The sequence below is a fragment of the Legionella sp. km535 genome (genome assembly GCF_003990085.1).
GTDB lineage: Bacteria > Pseudomonadota > Gammaproteobacteria > Legionellales > Legionellaceae > Legionella > Legionella moravica.
In genome coordinates, this window is record NZ_RZGU01000001.1 from 222,513 (window position 1) to 244,471 (window position 21,959).

The window sequence follows — 21,959 nt, forward strand, 5'->3', positions numbered from 1 at the left end:
ATAAAATGAGTATAGCATAGTTGTAAGTATGATGGTCATATTGATCATTTTTAATCGAGCAGTTTGGGCTATGTTTTACATCTAGGGTCTGTTGACATTTCATTATGTTCAAGCCGACGTTCCGCGACTTGTTCGCAGAACGTCGAAACTTGAATAGTCAACAGACCCTAAAATTTTTCTGGATTAGCCAGGTCCCAAAACTCTTTAAAACTGTTAGGAATATTATCACCTAGCAACTGGCCAGGTGAGAGATATTCGTACAGTTCATTGAAGGGTTTTACTTCATTGACACTGATGCGTCTCATGATATGCCTTGGTCTTAAATCACTGGGATTATTTAAACCCAAAGCACCAACCATTTCTAAAAAGCTCTTGATTGTATTGTTGTGAAAGTTGGCTACCTGATGTTTTTTTTCGTCGACTACCAAGCCAAATTGCAACCGTTTATTTTGAGTTGCTACTCCGGTTGGGCAGGTGTTGGCATTGCATTGTTTTGATTGCAGACAGCCTACGGCCATCATCATCGCTCTGGCTGAGTTGCACATATCCGCTCCCAGAGCAATATTGGTAACCAAATCAAAGCCATTGGTTACTTTACCGCTGCAGATAATTCGAATTTTATCCCGAACATTGATTCCTACAAGGGCATTATGAACAAAAACCAATCCAGCTTCCAATGGCGTGCCTATAAAATTGGCATATTCCACCGGAGCAGCACCTGTTCCCCCTTCTGCCCCGTCAACCGTAATGAAGTCGGGCAATATTTGTGTTTTTAGCATGGCTTTGCATATGGCGAGAAATTCATCTTTGCGGCCAAGGCATAGTTTAAACCCAATGGGCTTTCCTCCAGAAAGATCACGGAGTTTTTTTACAAAATGCAATAATCCAACCGGAGTATCAAACGTGGAATGAGCAATCGGTGATAGTACATCAGTTCCCATTTTAACTTTTCGCACTGTGGCTATTTCTTGTGTTAATTTGGCTGCCGGTAATATGCCTCCATGCGAGGGTTTGGCCCCCTGGGACAGTTTGATTTCTATCATTTTAACTTCATTGCGATTGGCTTCTTTAATAAATTCCTCATCGTTGAAATTGCCATGTTCATCTCGGCAACCAAAATAGGCAGTTCCTATCTGAAAAATGATGTCGCCACCTTGCAAATGATAAGGGCTTAGCCCTCCTTCACCTGTGTTATGAGCAAAACCACCAATCATTGCCCCTTTGTTTAATGCCATGATGGCATTTGCGGATAAGGAGCCAAAACTCATTGCTGAAACATTCAATCGAGAGGCATTATAGGGTTTTTTGCAATCCGGTCCGCCTACCATTATGCGGTCCTCAACTTCCGCGGCGTGCTTGGGTACCAGTGAGTGAAGGGCCCAGGTATACCCTACGCTGGTGATATCGCGTTCTGTACCAAACGGAATCGTATCACGGGTGTTTTTTGCTCGTTGATATACAAGAGAACGCATTTCCCTGTTAAACGGAAGTTCGCTTTCATCAGTTGCTACGAAATATTGTTGAATCTCTGGCCTTATGAACTCAAGAAAAAATCGGACGTGACCTAGTACGGGGAAATTTCGTAAAATACTGTGTTTTTTTTGACACAGATCATAAATCCAGAGAATGAGTATAGGAATCATGAAACCGATAAACCATCTGATGTCATGAAACATTGCGAACAGGGCCAAAAACGTTAATAAAACTACCCCAAATCCAATATACCATTGACGTCGCATGATGAATTCCTTTCAACTATTCCAATACATTTATTATAGAGTGCCTTACAGTAAACTACGTGATTAATCTGTTTGTGGCATGTTATCGGCTTCACCGCCAACGGTCTTGTTAATTTTATTTTCCAAAGAAGTGATGAATTGGGTCACTTTAAGTCGTTGTTGTTCTTGTTCGGTTTTGCACAGGATTAACTCGTGACCAATATCCAGCGCCGCAAGTAATAAATTATGAAAATTATCAAGCATTTTAAATTTGCTTTTATTAATCTGCATTTGCTCATTAAGCTTCTCAGCCGCGAGCAGTAAATTGCCTTCTTCGCCTTCCGGACACTTTATTTCATATGATTTATTTAAAATTTTAACTTTACAGGATTTAATAGGAGTCATTATTATGCCTTTGAAGTAGCAATGTACTATTTAAATAGTAGCAATTTTGCTCGAATGCAGCAAATAGTGTGAATTCCTGATTAACGTGATTAATGCAGGTGAACACTCACTGTAAATCGGTTATCATTAATAATTTTTTTAAAACGAGTGAATTATGTCTGTAGAAAATACCCACTTGCATTTACCAGAGTACGCTGATTTTGCCGAATCCATTGCTGTATTGTCACTCAGTATATCTGGCAGTGAACTGCATGGGATGATGTGTGGTTATCTTTGTGCTGGAGCAGACAGTCAGGGCGAGGCTTATTTACGAGCCCTACTGAACAATAAAAAAGATGAAGAAAGCCGTAATGCTTTATTGGTTATGTTTTCTGTTTATGCAATAAGTCAGCAGCAAATCAACAACTTTGATTTTGAGTTTGAATTATTACTTCCTGATGAGAATGAATCTTTAGTTGAGCGAGCACAGGCATTTAGTGAGTGGTGTGAAGGATTTACGCAAGGTTTGACTATGGCTGGAGTGGATGCGGATCAATTTTATGAAGAAGAAGCCCAGGAAGCGCTTCAGCACATTATCGAATTTGCCGAGTTGGACTGTGAGACTCTGGATGTTGATGAAGAAGATGAAAAAGCATTGATGGAAGTAAGTGAATATGCGCGTTTGGCGGTAATCCGTCTGCATGGTGATTTAGTGATGAATGAACGAGAACGGGGCGGTTCGGAAACAACACATTAATTTAAAAGGAAGTGAAGATGGTGCATTTATTTAGCGAATACGAAACCAGAAGAAAAAATTTAGCGCAACAATTAGCTGACGACAGTATCGCGATAATTTCAGCGGCACATGAATCACTGCGTAATGGTGACGCGCATTATAGATTTCGTCAGGACAGTGACTTTTATTATTTAACGGGATTTAATGAACCGGATGCCTTGCTGGTAATCACTTCAGGTAAGTCAAGCCAAAGCATTTTGTTTAATCGTCCTCGTAACCCGGCTCAGGAGCAATGGACCGGCAAACGTTTGGGGCAGGATGGTGCCATTAGCGAGCTGGGTATGGATCAGGCCTTTCCTATCGCCAGTCTTGAGGACGAGTTGCCCAAGCTCATGAGCGGGAAGACCGCGGTTTATTTTATCCTTGGCAGGGATTTGTCCTTGGAAAAACGATTAATGACGACTTTGAATACGATTAAATCTCAAGTCAGAAAAGGAATAAAAGCGCCTGAGACTTTTTGTGATCTGGAGCCTTTAATCAGTGAGATGCGGCTGTTTAAGAGCGAAGCAGAACTTGATTTAATGCGACGTGCGGCCAGTATTTCAGTAAGCGCGCATAAACGTGCGATGCAAGTATGTAAACATATGGAGCATGAGTATCAATTGGAAGCGGAACTTATTCATGAATTCAGCCGCCATGGATGCCGAAGTGTCGCATACGATCCTATAGTAGGAAGTGGTGAAAATGCCTGTATTCTTCATTACACTGATAACAATAAGCCATTGAGACGAGGTGATTTGGTGCTTATTGATGCAGGCGGTGAATACGGTAATTATGCAGCAGACATTACTCGGACTTTTCCTGTTAGCGGCACATTTACCTCAGAGCAAAAAAGCATTTATGAACTGGTACTTAAAGCTCAAAAAGCGGGTATTGCGGTTATTAAACCTGGGATTCCCTGGAATTCGGTTCAACAAATAATGGTCAGAATATTAACTTCTGGTCTGGTTGAATTGGGACTTTTACACGGCGACGTGGATGAACTTATTGAAAAAGAAGCATACAAGCCTTTTTATATGCACAACTCAGGCCATTGGTTGGGTCTTGATGTTCATGATTCGGGACGTTATAAAATAAATAATGAATGGCGGCCTCTTGAGCCGGGCATGGTGTTGACTGTAGAACCAGGAATTTACATTAGCACCGGGATGAGTGGCGTAGACAAACGTTGGTGGGATATTGGGGTTCGAATAGAGGACGATGTGGTGGTTACTCCTACAGGTCATGAAGTATTAACTGCAGCGTTACCTGTTGATGTAGAAGAAATTGAGGCGTTGATGCGTGGCTGATATACAGACTGATATTCTCATAGTGGGTGGTGGTTTGACCGGTGCCACCTTAATGCTGGCTTTGAATGGTTTAGGGCATCGTACTTTATTGGTCGAATCGAAGCCATTTAGTGATAAGGTCAACCCAGATTTTGATGCCAGGTCTATTGCTTTATCACCGGCCAGCAAGCGCATATTAAGCATGCTCGGTGTGTGGGATATTCTTAAAGACTATGTGACGCCAATTACTATGATTCATGTTTCAGATCAGCACCGCTTTGGGGTGTCCCGATTGCAGGGTGATGAAATAAATCCTCTGGGTTATGTAGTTGAAATACAATATATTAATCGGGCATTACATCAATTATTAGACAAAAATCAGCTGTTGGCTCCAGCAACTGTCACGGCATTGGATCGTGACAATAGAACAGTAACCGTTGCAACGCAATCTGGCGACATGAGTATTGAAGCACAATTAATTGTTGCTGCTGATGGCGCTGATTCTGAAATCCGTAAATTTTGCGCTTTAACGGCACAATCCAAAAGTTATGGGCAAAATGCACTTGTTGCCAATATAGGTTTGCTAAAGCCTCATAATTTCAAGGCTTATGAACGATTTACCGTTCATGGTCCTCTTGCCCTTCTACCCATGCAGGATAAGAAAATGTCCCTGGTTTGGGCTATGCCTCCAGAAAAAGCAAAAAAATTAATGGCTTTAAGTGATGGCCTTTTTCTTAAAGAACTGCAGCATGAGTTTGGGTATCGTTTAGGACGATTTGTCCAGGTTGGAAAACGATTTACCTATCCACTAAAACAGGTTTTGATGCCTCAACAAACCCACTGGCCTGTTGTTTTTGTGGGTAATGCGGCACACACACTGCATCCGGTTGCAGGTCAGGGCTTTAATCTTGGAATACGGGACGTAGCGACTCTCGCGCAATGTATCGCCCAAAAAGGGCTTAACTTGGACATGCTGGATGAGTACTTGCAGTTAAGGCTGCATGATCAACGGGTGATAACCCGCTCTACGGATGGTTTGATTCAACTCTTTACCAGTCGTTTTCCCGGGGTTGGTCTGGCACGAAATATTGGTCTCATTGCCCTGGATAATATTCCGGCTCTAAAAAACATTCTTGCACGTTATGCACGCGGGTTTGGCGGGTTTATACCTGATTTGGTTTGTGACATTGCCTTAAGCAAACGGGAGTTAGAATGAGCCAGAGATTTGATGTACTTGTAATCGGCGGAGGAATCGTTGGATTATCCGCGGCCATTGCTATGGCTCAACGAAATTACTCTGTTGCCTTAATTGATGCGGGGCCATTAGAAGCCGATGTTTCTGATACGGATAAACGTGTTTATGCGATTAACAGGGCATCACAGTGTTTATTGCAGAAATTGGATGTATGGGACTGTCTGGATGCAACACGGATATCTCCATACAACCACATGCATGTCTGGGACGCTTCGAGCGGTGCGTACATCGATTTTGATTCACGTCTTATTGCGGAACAGAATTTAGGCTCCATTATCGAAGAGTCCATTTTAAAACAAGGATTATTGCAACGGGCTTCGATTGAATCCAATCTCTGTTTGTTTTCTGATTGTGCTGTTGAAGACGTTACCCATATTGAGAATGGGATTAGGATTTCCAGTTCTAATGGTGTCTGGGAAGGGCAATTACTGATGATTGCAGATGGTGCGAATTCGCCAACCCGTAATAAATTAAAGATTGATGTAAGCAGTTGGTCTTATAATCAAAATGCATTAGTTGCAACGGTACAAACGGAACAACCTCATTTAAAAACCGCGTACCAGGTATTTAATTCGGATGGAACCTTGGCATTTTTACCCTTAGTCAATGCACATCAATGCTCTATTGTTTGGTCAACTAATCCTGTTCGAGCACAAAAATTGATGGCCCTGGAGCCGAGTGAATTTAATACTGAAATTACCCGATCATTTGCTCAACACTTAGGTCAGGTCACCTTAACAAGCGAACGGCACCAATTTCCATTAAGAATGAGGCATGTGAAGCAATACACTGGAAAACGGTGGTTGCTTCTTGGTGATGCAGCTCATACCATCCATCCTTTGGCAGGATTGGGGTTAAATCTGGGATTGGCAGATGTGACTTCCTGGCTAAAACTCCTGGATCAAGGGGATGATACCTTAATATCCAGCAAGAGAATGGGTGCCTATCAACGAGAGCGCAAACATGCTGTCTGGCAAACCATTATGCTAATGGAGGGCTTTAAACAAGTCTTTACTCATTCGTTTACCCCGTTAACTGCGTTGCGTGGTTTGGGTTTGCGAGTGTGCAATGAATTTAATCTGATTAAGAGATTATTTATTGAGCATGCTGCCGGCTGATTTAAAAACCACACCGGTCTTAGATATCAGGGTGGGTTAAGTATTCATCAATTTATTCCCAACGCCTCTCTTGGCATCGAACGCGAAATGGTCAATCGATTCTAGGGTCTGTTGACAATTCAAGTTTGGACGTCCCGCGACTTGTTCGCGGGATCCAATTCAATCTTTCTAGGCGCAATATATTCTTGTTTTGCGCAAGATCTATCGATTCCGCGAACAAGTCGCGGAAAGTAAGCTTGAACATAATGAAATGTCAACAGCACCTAAATTCTATAAATCTTTTAATAAATAAGGCAGGGTGCTTAATTTTTAGTTAATATTTGCCAGATATAATCGCTTTGATCATGAGAAGCAAAGAGCTTCAGCGTTACAAATCATCGTTATTATAAAGAGGCAAGCTATGTATTCCGCAAAATGGTTTTTTCATGTAAAACAAAAAGTGAAGGATAAAACTCATGAGATAGGGAATACTCTGAATAATTTGGGAAATCCGCGAGTAGGACGTCCATTAGTCAAATTGCAACAACCAAAATTATTGTTTCGTGTAGACGGTCGAAGTCATGCCATGTTGCATAACCAGGGAGGATTAATCGCTCGAGCTACAAAAGATGAATTAATGGCGTTACGGTTTTCTGATGTAGAACAGTATCAAAAATTTAATGAGAATCCTTTTGGCTGGGGTGCTTGTTCATCTCTCAAGCATTTAGAACAATTCATAAAAGATAATAGAACGCATACAATTCAATCCTGGATTCATATCTTTTACGGTTCAGCAACGTGTTTAGGAATGCTAAAAATCGATACAGGAATAGAAGCCGATAGCCTGGATATAGAACATGAACAATTGGTTCTGGAACATCAGCCTTTGGAGCAATGGCTCGCATCGACCTGTCCTACATATCAGAGTAAATTTTTAGACGGTCGAATGGTTCCTAATTTAATGGTTGAGTTTAATGAGGATCTTCCTAAGACTATGCGTAAAACGGATTTTATTTCAGAGCGAAATATCCTTAACTGGCTGTTGGTTAATGGCAGTGAAGAGACGTTTGCGGCCTTTTGCCAACATCTTTATACCGATATGTCTTCGGAACGGTTGGCAAGTCGCGTTGAAGGGGATGAAAGGATAATTGGTGCTGTTGAATATTCCCTAAAAATGAATAAGACAGATTATTCGATTTAGTCTCAGCTGTACCGAGGGTGATGCAGTGCTGAACATTTATTTCAGCACTGCATCACCCTTTTTTCTTTCTGAGCAAAAATTCAATTTTTAGAGACGCAGTTGATGTGACCGAGGATCAGCGTCTGCTTGAGGGATGTTTGTTTCTATTTTGAGGTTCTGGCTTCGTGGTTTAGCGATGCTGGTTGCTTCGATTTTCGCTTGGTAATCTTCCATTATTCTGACAGGAATATGATGCTTGATGTCTAACAGTAAAGGATTTGCATGGATCACTTGATCAAAGCGTAGGGAACTGTTGTTACCTATCATTGATTCAACGCTGCCAAACCCCCATTCATTGCCTGTATAGGCAAAGGCATCGGATGGATTCACCGCGCAGGGAAAATAGATGTCGGTTTCTTTTTCTGTGAACTGTAATACATCTCGGCCGGTTCGGATGACCTCGATGGAGCTTTTATAATCTTCAAAAACCGATTCAAATTGCATGTGTTGTCTTTCGCTAAACAAGGGAAATTCTACTTTAGCAATCCAGGGATAGCTTTGTTCATTGAGTAGTTTTCTGAAGGCTCTTAGAAAATAAGGGTACAGCATATGCTGAATATCATAATGCCCATCAATTTTGGCAAAAAAACCCATTCCTACTGCGGTTGCTTTTAAAAATGCAGGCCTGCCCGTACTTTTTGCCGCATCATTTACAGAGGTCAACAGTAACGAAGTATCTTCTAACAGGTGTCGAAAATACGCTTCTGATTGAAAAATTACCGCATTGGATTGGGTAAAGGATGGATAGTATGTTCCTGAGGACGTTCGGGCAAGGTAGGGTAATCCAGTTCTGATACGTATTAATGAATGATTTAAATCATAAGTACCTAATTCGTTTTTTGCTGCTGCAAATTCAGTGGGCAGATTTTTATAAATTGATTCAAATTTAGCGGTATTAATTTTAAAGTTCTTGGGATCAAGCATAAACAATCGATAATGCAGATAACTGTTTTCGAAGGTAGCGCCAGGTAAAGAAAAAAGTCCAACATTGATGGGCTTGGGATATACCCTTACTGGATTCGCATTGGGATAACCACCTGAGGCAAAAACATGACTTTCTGAAAAAATCAGCTTTTTTGCCGATATGAGCCGCTCAACAGGAGATAATAATTCAGGATGGCCTTCAGGGATGTTAGCAAAAAAATCAAGATCAGACGGAAAACTGAGTCCATTTTGGAAATATCCCGATCGGTCTCCTGCGACGTTAACCGCGGGTATCTTCGTTAATGAATTCTGAACAGCCAGTTCGTCGGGCAGATAGTTGGTGTTGTAATAAACTTTAACTGTAGCCTGAGATTTTTTTAAGTGTTCTCTGGAAATTTTAGCATTTAATCCACTTTCCATCAGTTGCTTTTCAAACCATTTCTGTGGTTGAACGGGGGCGGGTGTGGTCCGGGGGCGGAATAAAAAAGAAGAGATGCCTTTTCCAAACATATCAATCTCTGTAAACAATAGATGGATGATTATATTACAACACAGTTCAATTTAAAACCAACTTGAGTTTATTTTTTAACCGATTTGTGCTTGGTTTACAAAAAAATTGATATTTGTAATAATATGAGACAAAAAAAAGGTTGTAATTGATGTTCGCACGAAATTTCTATCATATGCTTCGTCGCAGTATGCCTCACACTAAAGAGCTGTCGAACGTTCATATAGGCCGTATGGCGGCTGAAACTACTGAAGACATTATCAGAAAAGAATTGGTAGATGAGATTAAAAAGGCAGGCTGGCAAAATATACGAGACAGGATTCAGGCCGAAGAATTAGTTCTTGAAGATTTATCTTATGAAAAGCACCAGCTGCAACTGGCGATGGAAACGAACTGTCTTAATCCTTCTATAGAGAGAGCAAGGCAGGGATTTGCTGTTAGAGGATTATTCTGGGAAGAGATGCAAAAGAATTTGAATCACATTGCCCCTTTAGAAAATATACAAGTTCTGGAAGAACAAATAGACTGGCTCAATACACGGCAAAAGATATTTGAAGAGATACAAGCGCGTCCTTCCATTGGTGCCCCTTCTTCCCGATTTTAATTTTGGTTTGTTACCGGGCAAAAAGTTCGCGGCTGAAGGTTACTTTATCCGATGCAGATTCCTGCCCATGTTCCATAAACCGGTTTTCAATAGCTCTGTATCGATTTAATCCGCCCTCACGATTGGCAATCTGAATATTTAACCCTGGCCTTGCGTTAAGCTCCAGCATTAAAGGCCCTTGATCTTTATCCAATACTATATCAACGCCCAGGTAGCCTAATCCGGTTAAATCGTAGCAACTCGATGCAATTTCAAGGATTTGGTTCCAGTAAGGTACTTCAATATCCACAATAGGATTCAAAGTATCGGGATGGTAGTCAATGGTATCGTTTTGAAAGACACCGCCAAGAGTTTTTCCGGTTGCAAGATCAACCCCAACACCAATTGCTCCCTGATGCAAATTTGCTTTGCCGCCAGAAAGCCGCGTGGGCAAACGCACCATGGCCATTGCCGGATAACCCAATAAGGTAATGATGCGAATATCTGGAATGCCCTCATAACTGACTTCGGCAAAAACGGGATCGACAACGACTCGTTTTTCGATGATGGCATAATCAGAGGATCCCCCGAGACTATAGGCACCTGATAAGAGGCATGATAGATGGTAACTTAATTCCTGATGGGTAGTCAGTTTTCCGTTAATTTGTCGATAGCGGCCGTATACTTTATCTTTGAAAACTAAAATACCATCACCACCAGATCCACGTGCGGGTTTAACAACGAAATCATTATAGGGAGAAAATCGTTCCTCTATGTTTCGGATTTGTTGTTCTGTTTCTATGATGTCGTATAAGGGGGGAACAGCAATTCCGGCTTTTAGCGCAAGTTTTTTTGTTTTAAGTTTATCGTCAACCAAGGGAAATAACTTTCTTGGATTGTAACGCAAGACAAAATCAGTATTTCGCTGATTAATACTTAAAACACCGTGTTTTTTTAAGCGACGATAGAGACGGATCATTCTATAGCGCTCGCAAGTGCTTTAAACCGTTTTAGTTCGGAAAGTCGATAACCGCGGTATTGGCCAAACCACAAAATAAATCCCAGGAGAACAAGAAGCAGTTCTGGGAACGCGAATACCAAGTATTGCACGGGTTCGTAACTCATTGCCCAATAGGATAAAACAGCGGCTACCAGGCTGCCGACACCCGATTTGATTGCCTCGGATGCTCCACGTTCATCCCATGTAATGCACATCCGTTCGATGGTCATGGTTAAAATAACCATAGGGAATAAAGCAACAGATAGCCCGGAATCCAGTCCCAGATTTTGACTAACCACACTAATGAATATCATTAACAAAATGACTACGGTGAGAATGGCAGCCAGCCTCGGCACCAAAAGCAATCGTAATTGATCCAGATAAAAACGGGCGAGCAGGCCAAAAGAAACAATGATAACAAAGAGACTTATTCCCCAGACAACGTGCGTTTCTCTAAATGCTAAAGCAATTAATACCGGCATAAAGGTGCCAAAGGTTTTTATGCCTACGAAATTGCGCAGCAACAGGATAATAAAGGCCCCAATAGGTACTGTTAACAGGATTTTATAAGTGGCCTGAACGTTCACCGGGAGCTGAAGAAGTGAAAATCGCAAGAGTTGTGAATCGGATTGCAAGCCTCTGGATTTGGCAACACTGAGTGCGTTAATTGGCGTTGGAGAAACGGTAAGTGAAAATTGGGCTTTATTACCACCAGTTACGTTAAATAAAGGATCATTACCGTATTGCCAGATGAGAAACTCTTTAGGTAATCCTGCTCCGCCAGTCCGTGGATTAATGTAGATCCAGCGCTTTCCATTAAATACTGCCAGCAAGGATTTTAAATCCGCTTTGCTTTGCTGGTTCAGATAGATGCCTTTCACCGGCATAGCAAAAATCTTCGATTGATTGAGTAATAAAATGGTTGCATTGATGATGGTTTCATCGTTGAACTCATTCCCAACTAATAATTTGGCATTTCCATCTTTCTTATTTAACTCTTTAATAGTGCTTTGAGCGAAAGTCTGGATGTCTGCAGATGATTGTCTGACCTGGTTGGTAATAGTTTCAACTGCCGATCTTTGGCTGTCATCCAGGGGCTGTGACTTGATGACAGAGGGTTTGGGTAAAGATGATTCATCACTGTCTGTTTGGCGAAAAATGGCTCGGTAATAGAGTGATTGAGCACCATGGCTACGTCTGATAGACCAGACAGTTTCTCTGTTATAACCGTTTAAATTGGTTGTAACCCCATAGCTTCTGGAGACAAAATATTCATCAAGAATCGCGAAATGAGGGGGTAAATAAGGAATGGTAAAACTGGCTTTAATCGGAGTGTTGTTGTCTGCAGTAAAGCGTAAATTCGATTCAACCATCCAGCTGTTTATAGTTTCAGTGTCTGTTAGAGGAACATCCAAAATAATATGCCGGTATAAAAATATTCCAGAACCGAGCAGAAACAGGGTAAGGATGAGGCCGTAGACATGTCGCGTGTTCTTTTTCATTATTTAGCAAAGCTCTTGGATTTCAAAGTAAAGGTAAGGGCGGGATCAACTGCGCCATCAAAATCAATAATCGCATCTCGCCCCAGAAGCAGCGGGTAGAGAAAGCGTTTTCGGTTGGTTAAATTAACCTGTATGGCTCTGACTTTATCTCCCAGTTTTACATTTAAAAGGACTACCGGGCGTTTAATTGGAGCGGATTTTTGTAACCCGGGATTTGACTCGTTGGCTCTAACTTTAATTTTTACTTTGCCTATGTATTCGCACTCAAAAATATGATCGCCATTTTTGGTAGGAACAGTAAAACGTAAATAAGGTACACCTTTTACATCGATTTCAGTGATATTTACTGCGTTTAATGATGCGGACTTTGCACCGGTGTCCAATTTTGCCGAGAGAGTAAGATTTTTATCCACCAATGTGGCTTTTTCAACATAACCATAAATTTGTACTTCACTTTTTGCCATAGCAGATCCAGTCAATAGTGACATAAATAAAAAGAGAGCAAGTATTGATCTCATCTAATCCTCAATTAGGGTTATATATATTAATTGGTGCAATATCGTATCAGGTTTGAGTCTTAAGTCACAGTACGTGAAAGAGATTAGTTAAAGAAATTTCAAATTTATTCATATTTTTTCTCTTTGAGTGTGATAAAATCATAAATCGCCCTTGATTTTTGTATTTTTTTAATTCAGGATGAAAATTTTATTGACATCAAGCGCAATAATGCATACAATGCTGCGCAATCTTAGCTGATGGCCCATACGTGCACTAATGTCTCTTAAGAGTGATGAAAAACAAACTATAAAACCTGTAGATTTAGTTTTCATTCTAGCAATAGCTGGCCGTATCGACGCGCAAAGTCGAATTCTCGCGGAAAAACTCAATAAAGATCGCACCGTATACTACGCTTATGCGGTTCTGGATTCGCTCAGTTCCTCCTACAGCATGTTCAAATATTTTTTTGATCTGTGTACTCCAAGTGGCACCAATGATCAGATGCACGACTTGATGATGACTCCTGGTGGAATCATCGCAATCTCTATAGAAACTCTATTTTTGGTATCATTCTCTTTTCTGGCAACCCTGTATGATAAAGAACAGGCCGACTCGATTAAAAAATACATCGCTACGGATTGGCCTTATTTTCGTGGCATTATGAAGGGGCTGAAAAATGCGTACAAGGGATTCCGAAGTGCGATAGTCGCCATTAGTTTAATTGGAGGGATTGATTTAAAATATCTTATCGCTCCGGTTGGATTATTGCTTGGCATTTTTGCTGCAGTCAATCGAACCTGGCTGCTTAAAATGGTCAATGACCGAAAAGTAATGATGACAGCCAATGCGGAACTTTTGCTTGAAATCAAAAAGTTGAGAACACTAACCAGGGAAGAGAGTGAATCCTACCTGGGAAAAATCAAAGAACAATCACAATCATTTGATACACGTTGCAAGGCTTTTGTTGCAGTAGCTGCTGGTGGTTTCATTGACGGTTTGTATTTGTATGTCGGGGTGTTAGGCCTGGCTATGTTATCGCCTCCCTTGCTGGCATCAATGGCCATTATTTGCGCTATATACACTATTGCCTGTGTTGTAACCCGTTTATATGAAGAATATGATTTTCAGCTCAGATTGTTTGTCACTCATACTAAATGTGAATTGACTTTGATTACCAAGGAATTGGAAACCAGCTACGCGCAATTATTAGCAATGAGGGGTAAACTCAATAATACTTTAGAGGATCATATCGCCATTCGCTGTTTGGAATTGGAAGTTTATAAGTTAATCAACCGGTTTGAGGATAAACGAAATCTGCTCAAACACCAGTCAACCCCTACTTATTTGTCTGCTGCTTTATTAGGAATAAAAAACGGATTGTATGCTTACAGCGCTTTGGCAAGTATCTTATTTTTGGTGGGTTCTATATTGGTATTAACAGGTATAGCCTTTCCACCTGCATTGCTTGTTACCTGCGTCACTCTTGGCTTGGTGTTTATGGTCGGTTTTGCAATTCAATCTCTGGTTACAACTTATTTTAAATTAAACAAGAAAGATGATTCTGAACATCATCCATTCGATGAATTGATTGAAATGAAGAACAATCTATTGAATGGGGCCGCTGATTTTCTTGAGCCAGAGTCTTTTCAGCAATCAATCAGAGATGGTCTTTTTCTTGATCGATCTCCGCAGTTTTTCTTTCAGGAATGGTTTGAAGTGTTTCGTTCCTTATTTTCCGGTTTTGGTAAAGGACAAAAATTTGTTGATTTTGCCGGAAATCCTCTACAGGAGATGGACGAACAGGGGCATTATCAAGATACACCGATAATGTATGTTCTATCCGTATTCAGTGCATTATTCTTTGGTATTATCCTGGCGCTCAGAGCCTTGGCAAGGGGGCTGGGGCGTGCACCTTTAGGACAAGTCGATCTTGCCGCTGAAGTTGAGCCTCAGTCTGTTAATGATACTGTAACACCGAAGGTACTGCTCCAAACCGAGTCACAGGGGGAGTCAATCCAGAGCAAAAATCCTCGGACTGATTCCCAGAGTACTTTGCCCACCGCTTCATCCCCTTTCGGATTTTTTAATAAAAAACCAGTCAAAGCAGAAATACGCCACGCCAGGAGCGAACAGGACTTTTCAATATTTACTGCTAGTCCACAGAGTACAATTCAGGGTTTAACGTAGGATCGTTATACATTTTAAATTGATGATATATTCTGAAGGTGCGTGTTTTTTCGTGTACTTCAGTCAGTAATTGCCCCAGACAAAGTGCCAATTGTTCTAATTGTTGATGTATGGTGGTCAGTTTCAGTGCGCAGGTGTTTCTATGCTCCTCATTGACATCAGCACGTTTGGTCTGAAGGTTCATATGATAGGATTTGAGTGCCAATATGGAGAGACGGTCAATAATCATCCCTGGTGATTCTGAATTAACAGGACATTGTGCGGGATTGGCTGGGCGCAATAAATGAAACAACCATTCATCCATAGCTTCCATACGATTATTTCTCAGCTGATTACAGGTATCGATTTCACGTTTCGCCTGATATACAAATTCAAAACCCATGTCATCTCTGCGTGCCCGATCTTCGGCATGCCATAATTGATAATTAAATGCATGATTTTCTTCAACCAATTGAAGAAACTGCGTATGTTGGTGTTCGACCCCTGAAGATTTCCATGCGATGATGCAGTTTTTATGCAGGTTGGTGATAACTGAGGGATTGATATCCTGATGCATAATCTATCCTACTGATTAAAAAGTTGAATAGTTTAACCTTTTTTATGGGAGTGAATCCAGCATTCTTTCAATGGGGAAATAATGGAGGTTAATCAGCAACTTCCTTGCTAAGCTAGGGGGAACGTTTATTGGTCTTCACCAAAGTACAGTGTATAGATATTGAGATAAGTACCATCAGACTCCATGCTGAGCAGAGCGGTATTCACTTTATCTATTAAGGCTTTATTGGTTTGCAGTCCGAGAATTCCATAACCCTCCCCTATAGGAATTTTATTACCAATCATTTTGATATCTAATGACGCATTGTACACCATGTAATGCGCGAGGTGATTATTAATGAAAACGGCATCGATCTTATTATTTTCAAGTGCTGAGATCATATCTGGAAAATTTGAGTATCGCGTAATTAGGCCATCATCATAATTTGAGTTGAGCAATATTTGATATAATGTATCGGTTATAACACCGATACGTTTATTTTTTAGATCGCTAATCGCATTCAATTTGTTGTTGCTTAGGGTCACAAATTGACCATCACTGATTAAATAAGGAAGGCTGAATAAATAATTGCCTGTAGGATCATTGGTTATCGGGATTTGAGTGAACTCAAGATCAACAGTTCCATCTTGTAATTCTGCCAACTCATTATTAAACGTGATGGCTTTATACACACAGTCTTCTTTGATTCGCTTACAAATTTCATTCATCAGGTCAATGTTAAAGCCATAAAATTCTTTTTTATCCACGTCTGCAAAGACCGCATAAGGAGGAGTAATAATAAAACCAACAGTGATCGGGGTTCCAAAGAGAAGAGTACTGCTTATAAACAAGATAAAACCAAGTATCTTTTTCATGTTTATAGCCTGGTCAAGATTTACTTAAACTCTAGGTGGCTAAAGATTATTTGTCAAATTGGTGATTATTTGGGCTTGAATTAGGATCTGTTGACACTGGCTACGCTCCGTACTATCTCGTGAGTAGATCACTGACTAAGCCCAGTGGATCCCGCGGTCAATGCCGCGGGAATTCGGTTGAGGTATTAGCGATGATCATACATAGAATTTCCTCGGCTATGATCGCGCTTATCATGCTTCGAATTTCCGCGGCTATGACCGCGGAATCCCTTGGCTCTATGCTAAAAAGTGAAGATTGTTCAGGGGGAAATAGATGTAATGCCAAGAGCTCCTGTTCACTTTTTTCTAGCCAGGCAGCGATCCAGGGCATTGGCAAATGCGGTTTTTTCTTTGATGCTTAATGCTGGTGGACCACCAATACGCTCTCCTGTAGAACGCAATTGCTCATTCATATCTCTTAGGGTTAAGCGCTGTTTGATGTTATTTGCGGTATAAATTTCCCCTCGTGGGTTAATGGCCAAAGCGTTTTTTGCAACAACTTCAGATGCGAGAGGAATATCTGCAGTAATGACTATATCATCAGCTTGTATATGACTGACGATGAAGTTATCGGCTTGATCAAAGCCTTTTTCTACCCGTACCGAACGAATGAACGGTGAGTTGGGGTACGTCAGGAATGCATTAGCCACCAAGGTCATGTGGGTTTTAGTGCGTATGGCTGCGCGAAATAAAATGTCTTTAATTATTTTGGGACAGGCATCAGCGTCTACCCATATATGCATTATGTTTCATCCTTATGAAGGTGCGTTGATCATTTAAAATAATGATCCAGGAGATAACATTCTATCAAAATTGTAGTGATCTCATAACCACAGTATGTATATTATCTAAAGGCGCACTTCTTCATTTTCAAATTAGTGAATTAACTGTATATTTAACGTATTGTTCTTGAAGGAATTAAGTGCCAGGGATTTTTGCGGTTTTAAGGAAAAGTGGTATGAAGCTGTTAATCGATATCGTAAAATCACAAATTCACCAATTAACAAGTCCTGTTTTAAAAAATTGGCTGTTAAAGCATTTTAATGAAGATTCAGACAATGTAACGGATCTGTTTTGCAGACAAATTCCGGCACATTTCAATGAAAAAAACGCCCAGAGCATTTCAAACACGCAATTTCCAGGGCATTATCCTATTTTTCCCATTGTATCCGTCTATGCCCCAGAAGAATTACGACAGCAATTACGAGAGCTGCTTCTCGAATCGCCACAATCATTGGATGGCGGTGAGGAGATCGATAATCATGAATTCAATGCTCGAATTTGTAATCAGTTAAATGATTTTGCAGAGGCTTGGCCAATCATTACCGCATTACAACAGCAAGGTCCTAATGAATTAATCAGGGTACTTGAGCAGTCTATGGAACACTCCCTTATGGCTTTGGATCGCTTAAATAAGGATCCCAATCTTCATGCTTTACTGGAAGTTTTTTTTAGTAAAAGTAATAAGGAATTGGAGGCAATAAAGCGAAACGATTTATTTCAATTTTTACGCCAACCTGATTGTTCCGGATGGTTTACTCGCTATCTTGATTCATTTGCAGAGCAGGCAATACAACTCATGTCTTTTCGACTTTTATTACTGATTTTTTCATCAGGTACGAATGAGATGGACAAACTGACTGAGTTGAGATCGTCTATAGATGCCTATCCTTTTCCCCTTCATTTAGAGACTCTATGGGCTATTTGTGCGTATTATCAATCCGCATTGGATCATAATACATCGGTTGCTTCGGGATTTATTACGGTACTTCATGATCTGTTAAAGAAGATGGATACCCTGACACAAATTGAATTTCTAAGTGGCTTGAATGCGGATCAATATTATTTCATTGTTGATTTCTGTTTAAAAAAATGTTCTCAGGAGGGTATTGAAGAACAGCAGATGTATTTGGAAATGCTGTCCTTATTTTGCTACGAATCCTGTGCGCCTGATAAAAAATGCTTGAAGAGGATACAAGCCCGCCTTATACAAATGGACGATTTTCTTTTCGAGATACCACTGACTCCAACATTGGCCAAGCCTCTTCAGGATGGATCACATCATAAAACAGATGAAGGTTTTGACGGCCAGAGTATAGAGAAGCTGTTAATCTCTCCTGATTTTGTGGCCGCACATTCATCAGCAGTATTAAAACAACTAATCGATAGATTGACTTTGCTTGGTTTAACCCTGAGTCAAACTGAATTGAACAAGATCATCCTGGCGTCGAATGAACGTAATACCAATACGCTTGAATTTAAAGAACATTTAAAACGCATTAATTTGCACTTGCAGAAACAATTTGGCCCCCAAGAGGATTGGTTAGCCAAGCGATTTAAAACAATAAAAATGAGTATTGAGCACAGGATAAATAACTTATTGTTTCAATTGGAAGAGCAGGCCAATCAAGAGCTAAAAGAGGGAAATGAAATTGGGGATCGCGCTTTGCAAGTGCTTTATGGCTATTACAGTCAGGTTCATTCTTCCTTGCGGTTTGATTTGTTGCTCAGAGCTATTGTAATGGAGTATCAGTCGGTATTAAAAATTGAAAACCTATTGAGCACTGACCCCAATCAAGTTCTTCTGCGATTGAATATACAAGGTTCACAAATCCCTATTGAATCGGCTGATTTAGATCGTAAAAAGGACATTGCATTATACAATTCAGCCGGATTGAAGATTGGATTTATCAATCAGGCTAATGAGGCCATTACCTTTGTTAATGAAGAGCCTTTACCATTAATTCAGACACGAGCCGTCCAGGAGAATGAACTTCTCTTTGATCTGGCAGGAAAAGCAATCGGCTATTTATCTGAATCAGGCCAGGTTAGAAGTGCCAGTCAATTGCAAAAAGAGTTGAGCGTTCGCGTACTGAGGTCAATTCCGCAGCGGATATTGGATAAGTCGCCAGCAGGTTTGGCATTATTGATTCAGCACGTGCTTTTTGAAAACTCACTGGACGTGTTCTACGAAATCGGGGGACCTGGTGCTGGAACTTTGCGAGCTCAGTGGTTTGAACGGCGTGTTTCAGCCGCGCTACAGAATATGGCAAAGGGCATTAATCAAGCTTCTTTTGAATCGATAGTCAATCATTTTAGTGATGATGAGGTATTTGGGTTATTAGCCAATATTCGGCATAAGACTAATGCTATTCAATTATTTCATAGCATTTTAAAACACGATAAAAAGCGGGCGCAATTTTTAAGTGGTTCCTATGAAGCAGATGTTCACCAATTTTTCGATCGGCATCATGTGACTGGGTGTTTGGCTGAATATATGGCTCAGTATTATGATAAACCCTGGTTTGCGGAGGGTTTATCGCGATTTGCCTATTACAGTAAAAAAAATAAGCTGGATTGCATCCTGAGCGATGCGCTTGCTTTAGTGCCCAGAGACAAAAAAGCAGCTCAATTTGATGCGTTGCTGCTGCAATTGATTGGAACAGAGGCTTGTGCTGCCGTTGTGCTCAAAGAATTTCTAAATGATCGATCTCAAACGGCTGTTCAGCATGTAAAAAATCCTGAAATCAGTCGAGTGACTCAATATTTCAATAAAAATCATGTAATTGCTGTTATCTCCGCTTTAAATAAAACTTCTTTTTGGGAAGGAACAGCACAATATAAATTAGCTTTGCATGTTTTAGATAAACAGCATGCGCACTTGTTTTCAAAAGCAGAGCTGCCTCGCTCGGTTAAAGGGTCATGGCAAACTCGTGAATTAGATGAAATGGCAAAATTTACAAATAGGCATTTGAGTAAAAAGCGTTTATTAGATAATGATTCTTCAATTGGGCATAAAATCCTGGGGGAATTAATATTCAGGAGCGCCAGCCTGGGACAGACTTCATTGTTTTATTATAAAAAAAGATTTAATAAATCGGTTGCCCGTTTGTCCTTTTCACGTGTTTTTCTGGAGAGATTAATTGATAAATTCTGGATACCTGAAGGTATAAAAGAGCAAATATTAGATGAATTTCCCCATAAAAAGGATTGGTTGCCTATTCACATACCTTTGAAAAAGGAACTCAATGACAGTCCAATTTTATTGGACTGGCGGCATTTAATGCTGGAGACCTGGAAAGAAATTAATACCAAAAAACTCCCAATGATTTGCGTGTATCTGTTGAATTATTCGGGCCAAAAAAGATCAGCCTTGACCTTATTACAGGATTATTTTGACTCCTTCGATAATCATACAGAATTCTTTCATCCGGTTTCAGGGTTATTACGCCAATTTCCACAGCGCGATGTCAGTTTTGTTTTATTTGATGCCCTGGAGGAAGTGATGTTAAAAAATCCCAAAAAGCTGGATGGGGTGGTATTAAGTGATATGGCTCAGTTTTATGCAAAAAAAATCATGAACTCTGAGATAAAATCCCCGCAGGCTGAACTGAGTTTATTGACTTACTGGGGGCAAAATAAACAGTACGAGTTGGTGCGACAGGGATGTGACGCTCTGGCTAAGACGTGTACTGATAAAGAATTAAAAAAGCGTTTACAAAAAGGTGCAACCGAAGCTGAAGTGGAAAGAAGTTTACATGCCAATATAGGCGAATTTTATTTTGGATTATTAAAAACGGTTAAACGATTATGGCATTATGGTATTTTTGCAGAACAATCGACTTCCAAAATAGTTAAGTTATGTGATGATCATTCACCAGGATTAGAGCGTCGACAGGCCTCTGATGTAGTAAACACACCAGAAACCAGGGGCATAAATACGGATTGCCTGGGATTTCGTGTGAAAAGAAAACAATTAATCGGACTCCTGGACACTGTAAAGCGTAGTCCTGTAATAAATGCCCCGACGATTCATCGCAATACAAAGAAACACACCTTATTTGGAGCTGCTCAGGAGTCCCGACCTCCGAAGTGGAACGAAGTTGTCGCTAGTCAGAACGATATGATAACTATATAATTCTTTATAAAGCAGTGGAGTCTATTAAATGATTCGCTACGATTTAACTGCCCGATTTAAATAATTTTGGAACATAACTATGGAGCGTGTCATGAGAATAGTATTCTCTCTTTGCTTACTGTTTGTCAGTGCGTGCCTCTGGGCAGAATCCACCCTGCCTGATGGGTGCCAGGCTGTTGCTGTCCAGGGTGAGTCGGTAACCTTGAAATCAAAGAGCAGCAAATTGGTCTTTATTCATAATCTTACCAGTGCCGATCTTTGGATCACTCATCCTGTTACTAATCCTGGCGCCAGTGCTGGATGGACAACGCGATTGCAGGCGGGTAACTGGTCTGCTTTGGCTGTCGATAAACCTCCATTTGAATTAAATTGCATTGAGTCCAGACCAGGTCATGAGCAACAGGTTCCCTGCGAAGGAGCCATTGCGGTATGTCAGTGGAAAGGGGTAAAAATTCCCTCTGGAAGTGAAGGCACTTTTTGGGTTAGTGAAGACATGTCCTTAAACGCTTTGACAGCGGCTGTTGGTGGGCGTGGTTTTAAATTACCTGTAGCGAAGTAAAGGGATAATTGCTCATCTTAATCGACTGGGGTTGACGACTTATCAAAACAATTTCAAGGCCTGTTGACTTAGA

At 40.6% G+C, this 21,959-nt stretch carries 18 protein-coding genes; 9 read left to right on the forward strand and 9 right to left on the reverse strand.

Annotated features, from left to right (window positions below):
• Positions 1 to 167 precede the first annotated feature (167 nt).
• Both ELY21_RS00990 and ELY21_RS00995 read right to left on the reverse strand, forming a co-directional pair.
• A complete protein-coding gene (locus ELY21_RS00990; protein WP_127106034.1) occupies positions 168 to 1,739 on the reverse strand; it encodes an FMN-binding glutamate synthase family protein in 1,572 nt (523 codons plus the stop codon).
• Between the two features lie 63 nt (positions 1,740 to 1,802).
• Entirely contained in the window at positions 1,803 to 2,123 is a 321-nt protein-coding gene (locus ELY21_RS00995; protein ID WP_028384018.1) for a cell division protein ZapA, read from the reverse strand.
• Between the two features lie 154 nt (positions 2,124 to 2,277).
• Between ELY21_RS00995 and ELY21_RS01000 the strand changes: the two genes are divergently transcribed.
• From ELY21_RS01000 to ELY21_RS01020, 5 genes are all read left to right on the forward strand, one after another.
• A complete protein-coding gene (locus tag ELY21_RS01000; protein WP_028384017.1) occupies positions 2,278 to 2,859 on the forward strand; it encodes a UPF0149 family protein in 582 nt (193 codons plus the stop codon).
• A gap of 17 nt (positions 2,860 to 2,876) precedes the next feature.
• Positions 2,877 to 4,187, forward strand: a complete 1,311-nt coding sequence (gene pepP / locus ELY21_RS01005; RefSeq protein WP_127106036.1) for a Xaa-Pro aminopeptidase — start codon at positions 2,877 to 2,879, stop codon at positions 4,185 to 4,187.
• Positions 4,180 to 5,382 (forward strand): 2-octaprenyl-6-methoxyphenyl hydroxylase, encoded by a 1,203-nt coding sequence (gene ubiH, locus ELY21_RS01010; RefSeq protein ID WP_127106039.1) that lies wholly within the window; start codon positions 4,180 to 4,182, stop codon positions 5,380 to 5,382. The genes pepP and ubiH overlap by 8 nt, the downstream gene beginning before the upstream one ends.
• The gene (locus tag ELY21_RS01015; RefSeq protein WP_127106041.1) at positions 5,379 to 6,539 is read left to right on the forward strand and encodes an FAD-dependent oxidoreductase; all 1,161 of its coding nucleotides are present in this window, start codon (positions 5,379 to 5,381) and stop codon (positions 6,537 to 6,539) included. The genes ubiH and ELY21_RS01015 overlap by 4 nt, the downstream gene beginning before the upstream one ends.
• A gap of 400 nt (positions 6,540 to 6,939) precedes the next feature.
• Positions 6,940 to 7,719: a hypothetical protein gene (locus tag ELY21_RS01020; protein ID WP_127106043.1), complete on the forward strand. Its 780-nt coding sequence runs from the start codon at positions 6,940 to 6,942 to the stop codon at positions 7,717 to 7,719.
• Positions 7,720 to 7,806: 87 nt separating this feature from the next.
• On the opposite strand, the gene ELY21_RS01025 is transcribed toward ELY21_RS01020, so the two are convergent.
• Positions 7,807 to 9,192 (reverse strand): type IV secretion protein Dot, encoded by a 1,386-nt coding sequence (locus ELY21_RS01025; protein WP_127106045.1) that lies wholly within the window; start codon positions 9,190 to 9,192, stop codon positions 7,807 to 7,809.
• Between the two features lie 149 nt (positions 9,193 to 9,341).
• Here ELY21_RS01025 and ELY21_RS01030 point away from each other — a divergent pair, with 149 nt between their 5' ends.
• A complete protein-coding gene (locus ELY21_RS01030; protein ID WP_127106047.1) occupies positions 9,342 to 9,794 on the forward strand; it encodes a hypothetical protein in 453 nt (150 codons plus the stop codon).
• A 10-nt stretch (positions 9,795 to 9,804) separates the two neighbouring features.
• Here ELY21_RS01030 and ELY21_RS01035 read toward each other — a convergent pair whose 3' ends face one another.
• From ELY21_RS01035 to ELY21_RS01045, 3 genes are read right to left on the reverse strand one after another with little or no spacing between them, the layout of a single operon-like run.
• Positions 9,805 to 10,752, reverse strand: coding sequence for an alpha-L-glutamate ligase-like protein (locus tag ELY21_RS01035; RefSeq protein ID WP_127106049.1), 948 nt, complete (start codon positions 10,750 to 10,752; stop codon positions 9,805 to 9,807).
• Positions 10,749 to 12,275: an inactive transglutaminase family protein gene (locus tag ELY21_RS01040; RefSeq protein ID WP_028384010.1), complete on the reverse strand. Its 1,527-nt coding sequence runs from the start codon at positions 12,273 to 12,275 to the stop codon at positions 10,749 to 10,751. Before ELY21_RS01040 ends, ELY21_RS01035 begins: the two co-directional genes overlap by 4 nt.
• Positions 12,275 to 12,793, reverse strand: a complete 519-nt coding sequence (locus ELY21_RS01045; RefSeq protein ID WP_127106051.1) for a RimK/LysX family protein — start codon at positions 12,791 to 12,793, stop codon at positions 12,275 to 12,277. The genes ELY21_RS01040 and ELY21_RS01045 overlap by 1 nt, the downstream gene beginning before the upstream one ends.
• A gap of 256 nt (positions 12,794 to 13,049) precedes the next feature.
• Between ELY21_RS01045 and ELY21_RS01050 the strand changes: the two genes are divergently transcribed.
• Positions 13,050 to 14,960: a hypothetical protein gene (locus tag ELY21_RS01050; protein WP_127106053.1), complete on the forward strand. Its 1,911-nt coding sequence runs from the start codon at positions 13,050 to 13,052 to the stop codon at positions 14,958 to 14,960.
• Here the strand turns inward: ELY21_RS01050 and ELY21_RS01055 are convergent.
• The 3 genes from ELY21_RS01055 to ELY21_RS01065 form a co-directional block, all read right to left on the reverse strand.
• Positions 14,926 to 15,516, reverse strand: coding sequence for a DUF4254 domain-containing protein (locus tag ELY21_RS01055; protein WP_127106055.1), 591 nt, complete (start codon positions 15,514 to 15,516; stop codon positions 14,926 to 14,928). The genes ELY21_RS01050 and ELY21_RS01055 overlap by 35 nt on opposite strands.
• A gap of 125 nt (positions 15,517 to 15,641) precedes the next feature.
• Positions 15,642 to 16,370 carry a transporter substrate-binding domain-containing protein gene (locus ELY21_RS01060; RefSeq protein WP_127106057.1) on the reverse strand — a complete coding sequence of 243 codons (729 nt, stop codon included), beginning with the start codon at positions 16,368 to 16,370 and terminating at the stop codon, positions 15,642 to 15,644.
• A gap of 335 nt (positions 16,371 to 16,705) precedes the next feature.
• The gene (locus tag ELY21_RS01065; protein WP_127106059.1) at positions 16,706 to 17,152 is read right to left on the reverse strand and encodes a YaiI/YqxD family protein; all 447 of its coding nucleotides are present in this window, start codon (positions 17,150 to 17,152) and stop codon (positions 16,706 to 16,708) included.
• A 215-nt stretch (positions 17,153 to 17,367) separates the two neighbouring features.
• On the opposite strand from ELY21_RS01065, the gene ELY21_RS01070 reads away from it, so the two are divergent.
• Both ELY21_RS01070 and ELY21_RS01075 read left to right on the forward strand, forming a co-directional pair.
• Positions 17,368 to 21,327, forward strand: coding sequence for a hypothetical protein (locus ELY21_RS01070; protein WP_127106061.1), 3,960 nt, complete (start codon positions 17,368 to 17,370; stop codon positions 21,325 to 21,327).
• Between the two features lie 91 nt (positions 21,328 to 21,418).
• Complete coding sequence (locus tag ELY21_RS01075) at positions 21,419 to 21,886, forward strand: hypothetical protein (protein WP_127106063.1); 468 nt, start codon at positions 21,419 to 21,421, stop codon at positions 21,884 to 21,886.
• The last annotated feature ends 73 nt before the right edge of the window (positions 21,887 to 21,959 follow it).

What these genes read in the sequence shown, in the direction of transcription:
- ELY21_RS01055 (WP_127106055.1), bottom strand. Translation starts at nt 15,516, where the DNA reads ATGCATCAGGATATCAATCCCTCAGTTATCACCAACCTGCATAAAAAC.
- ELY21_RS01060 (WP_127106057.1), bottom strand. Translation starts at nt 16,370, where the DNA reads ATGAAAAAGATACTTGGTTTTATCTTGTTTATAAGCAGTACTCTTCTC.
- ELY21_RS01050 (WP_127106053.1), top strand. Translation starts at nt 13,050, where the DNA reads ATGTCTCTTAAGAGTGATGAAAAACAAACTATAAAACCTGTAGATTTA.
- pepP (WP_127106036.1), top strand. Translation starts at nt 2,877, where the DNA reads ATGGTGCATTTATTTAGCGAATACGAAACCAGAAGAAAAAATTTAGCG.
- ELY21_RS01035 (WP_127106049.1), bottom strand. Translation starts at nt 10,752, where the DNA reads ATGATCCGTCTCTATCGTCGCTTAAAAAAACACGGTGTTTTAAGTATT.
- ELY21_RS01070 (WP_127106061.1), top strand. Translation starts at nt 17,368, where the DNA reads ATGAAGCTGTTAATCGATATCGTAAAATCACAAATTCACCAATTAACA.
- ELY21_RS01025 (WP_127106045.1), bottom strand. Translation starts at nt 9,192, where the DNA reads ATGTTTGGAAAAGGCATCTCTTCTTTTTTATTCCGCCCCCGGACCACA.
- ELY21_RS01065 (WP_127106059.1), bottom strand. Translation starts at nt 17,152, where the DNA reads ATGCATATATGGGTAGACGCTGATGCCTGTCCCAAAATAATTAAAGAC.
- ELY21_RS00995 (WP_028384018.1), bottom strand. Translation starts at nt 2,123, where the DNA reads ATGACTCCTATTAAATCCTGTAAAGTTAAAATTTTAAATAAATCATAT.
- ELY21_RS01000 (WP_028384017.1), top strand. Translation starts at nt 2,278, where the DNA reads ATGTCTGTAGAAAATACCCACTTGCATTTACCAGAGTACGCTGATTTT.
- ELY21_RS00990 (WP_127106034.1), bottom strand. Translation starts at nt 1,739, where the DNA reads ATGCGACGTCAATGGTATATTGGATTTGGGGTAGTTTTATTAACGTTT.
- ELY21_RS01040 (WP_028384010.1), bottom strand. Translation starts at nt 12,275, where the DNA reads ATGAAAAAGAACACGCGACATGTCTACGGCCTCATCCTTACCCTGTTT.
- ELY21_RS01075 (WP_127106063.1), top strand. Translation starts at nt 21,419, where the DNA reads ATGAGAATAGTATTCTCTCTTTGCTTACTGTTTGTCAGTGCGTGCCTC.
- ELY21_RS01030 (WP_127106047.1), top strand. Translation starts at nt 9,342, where the DNA reads ATGTTCGCACGAAATTTCTATCATATGCTTCGTCGCAGTATGCCTCAC.
- ELY21_RS01020 (WP_127106043.1), top strand. Translation starts at nt 6,940, where the DNA reads ATGTATTCCGCAAAATGGTTTTTTCATGTAAAACAAAAAGTGAAGGAT.
- ELY21_RS01015 (WP_127106041.1), top strand. Translation starts at nt 5,379, where the DNA reads ATGAGCCAGAGATTTGATGTACTTGTAATCGGCGGAGGAATCGTTGGA.
- ELY21_RS01045 (WP_127106051.1), bottom strand. Translation starts at nt 12,793, where the DNA reads ATGAGATCAATACTTGCTCTCTTTTTATTTATGTCACTATTGACTGGA.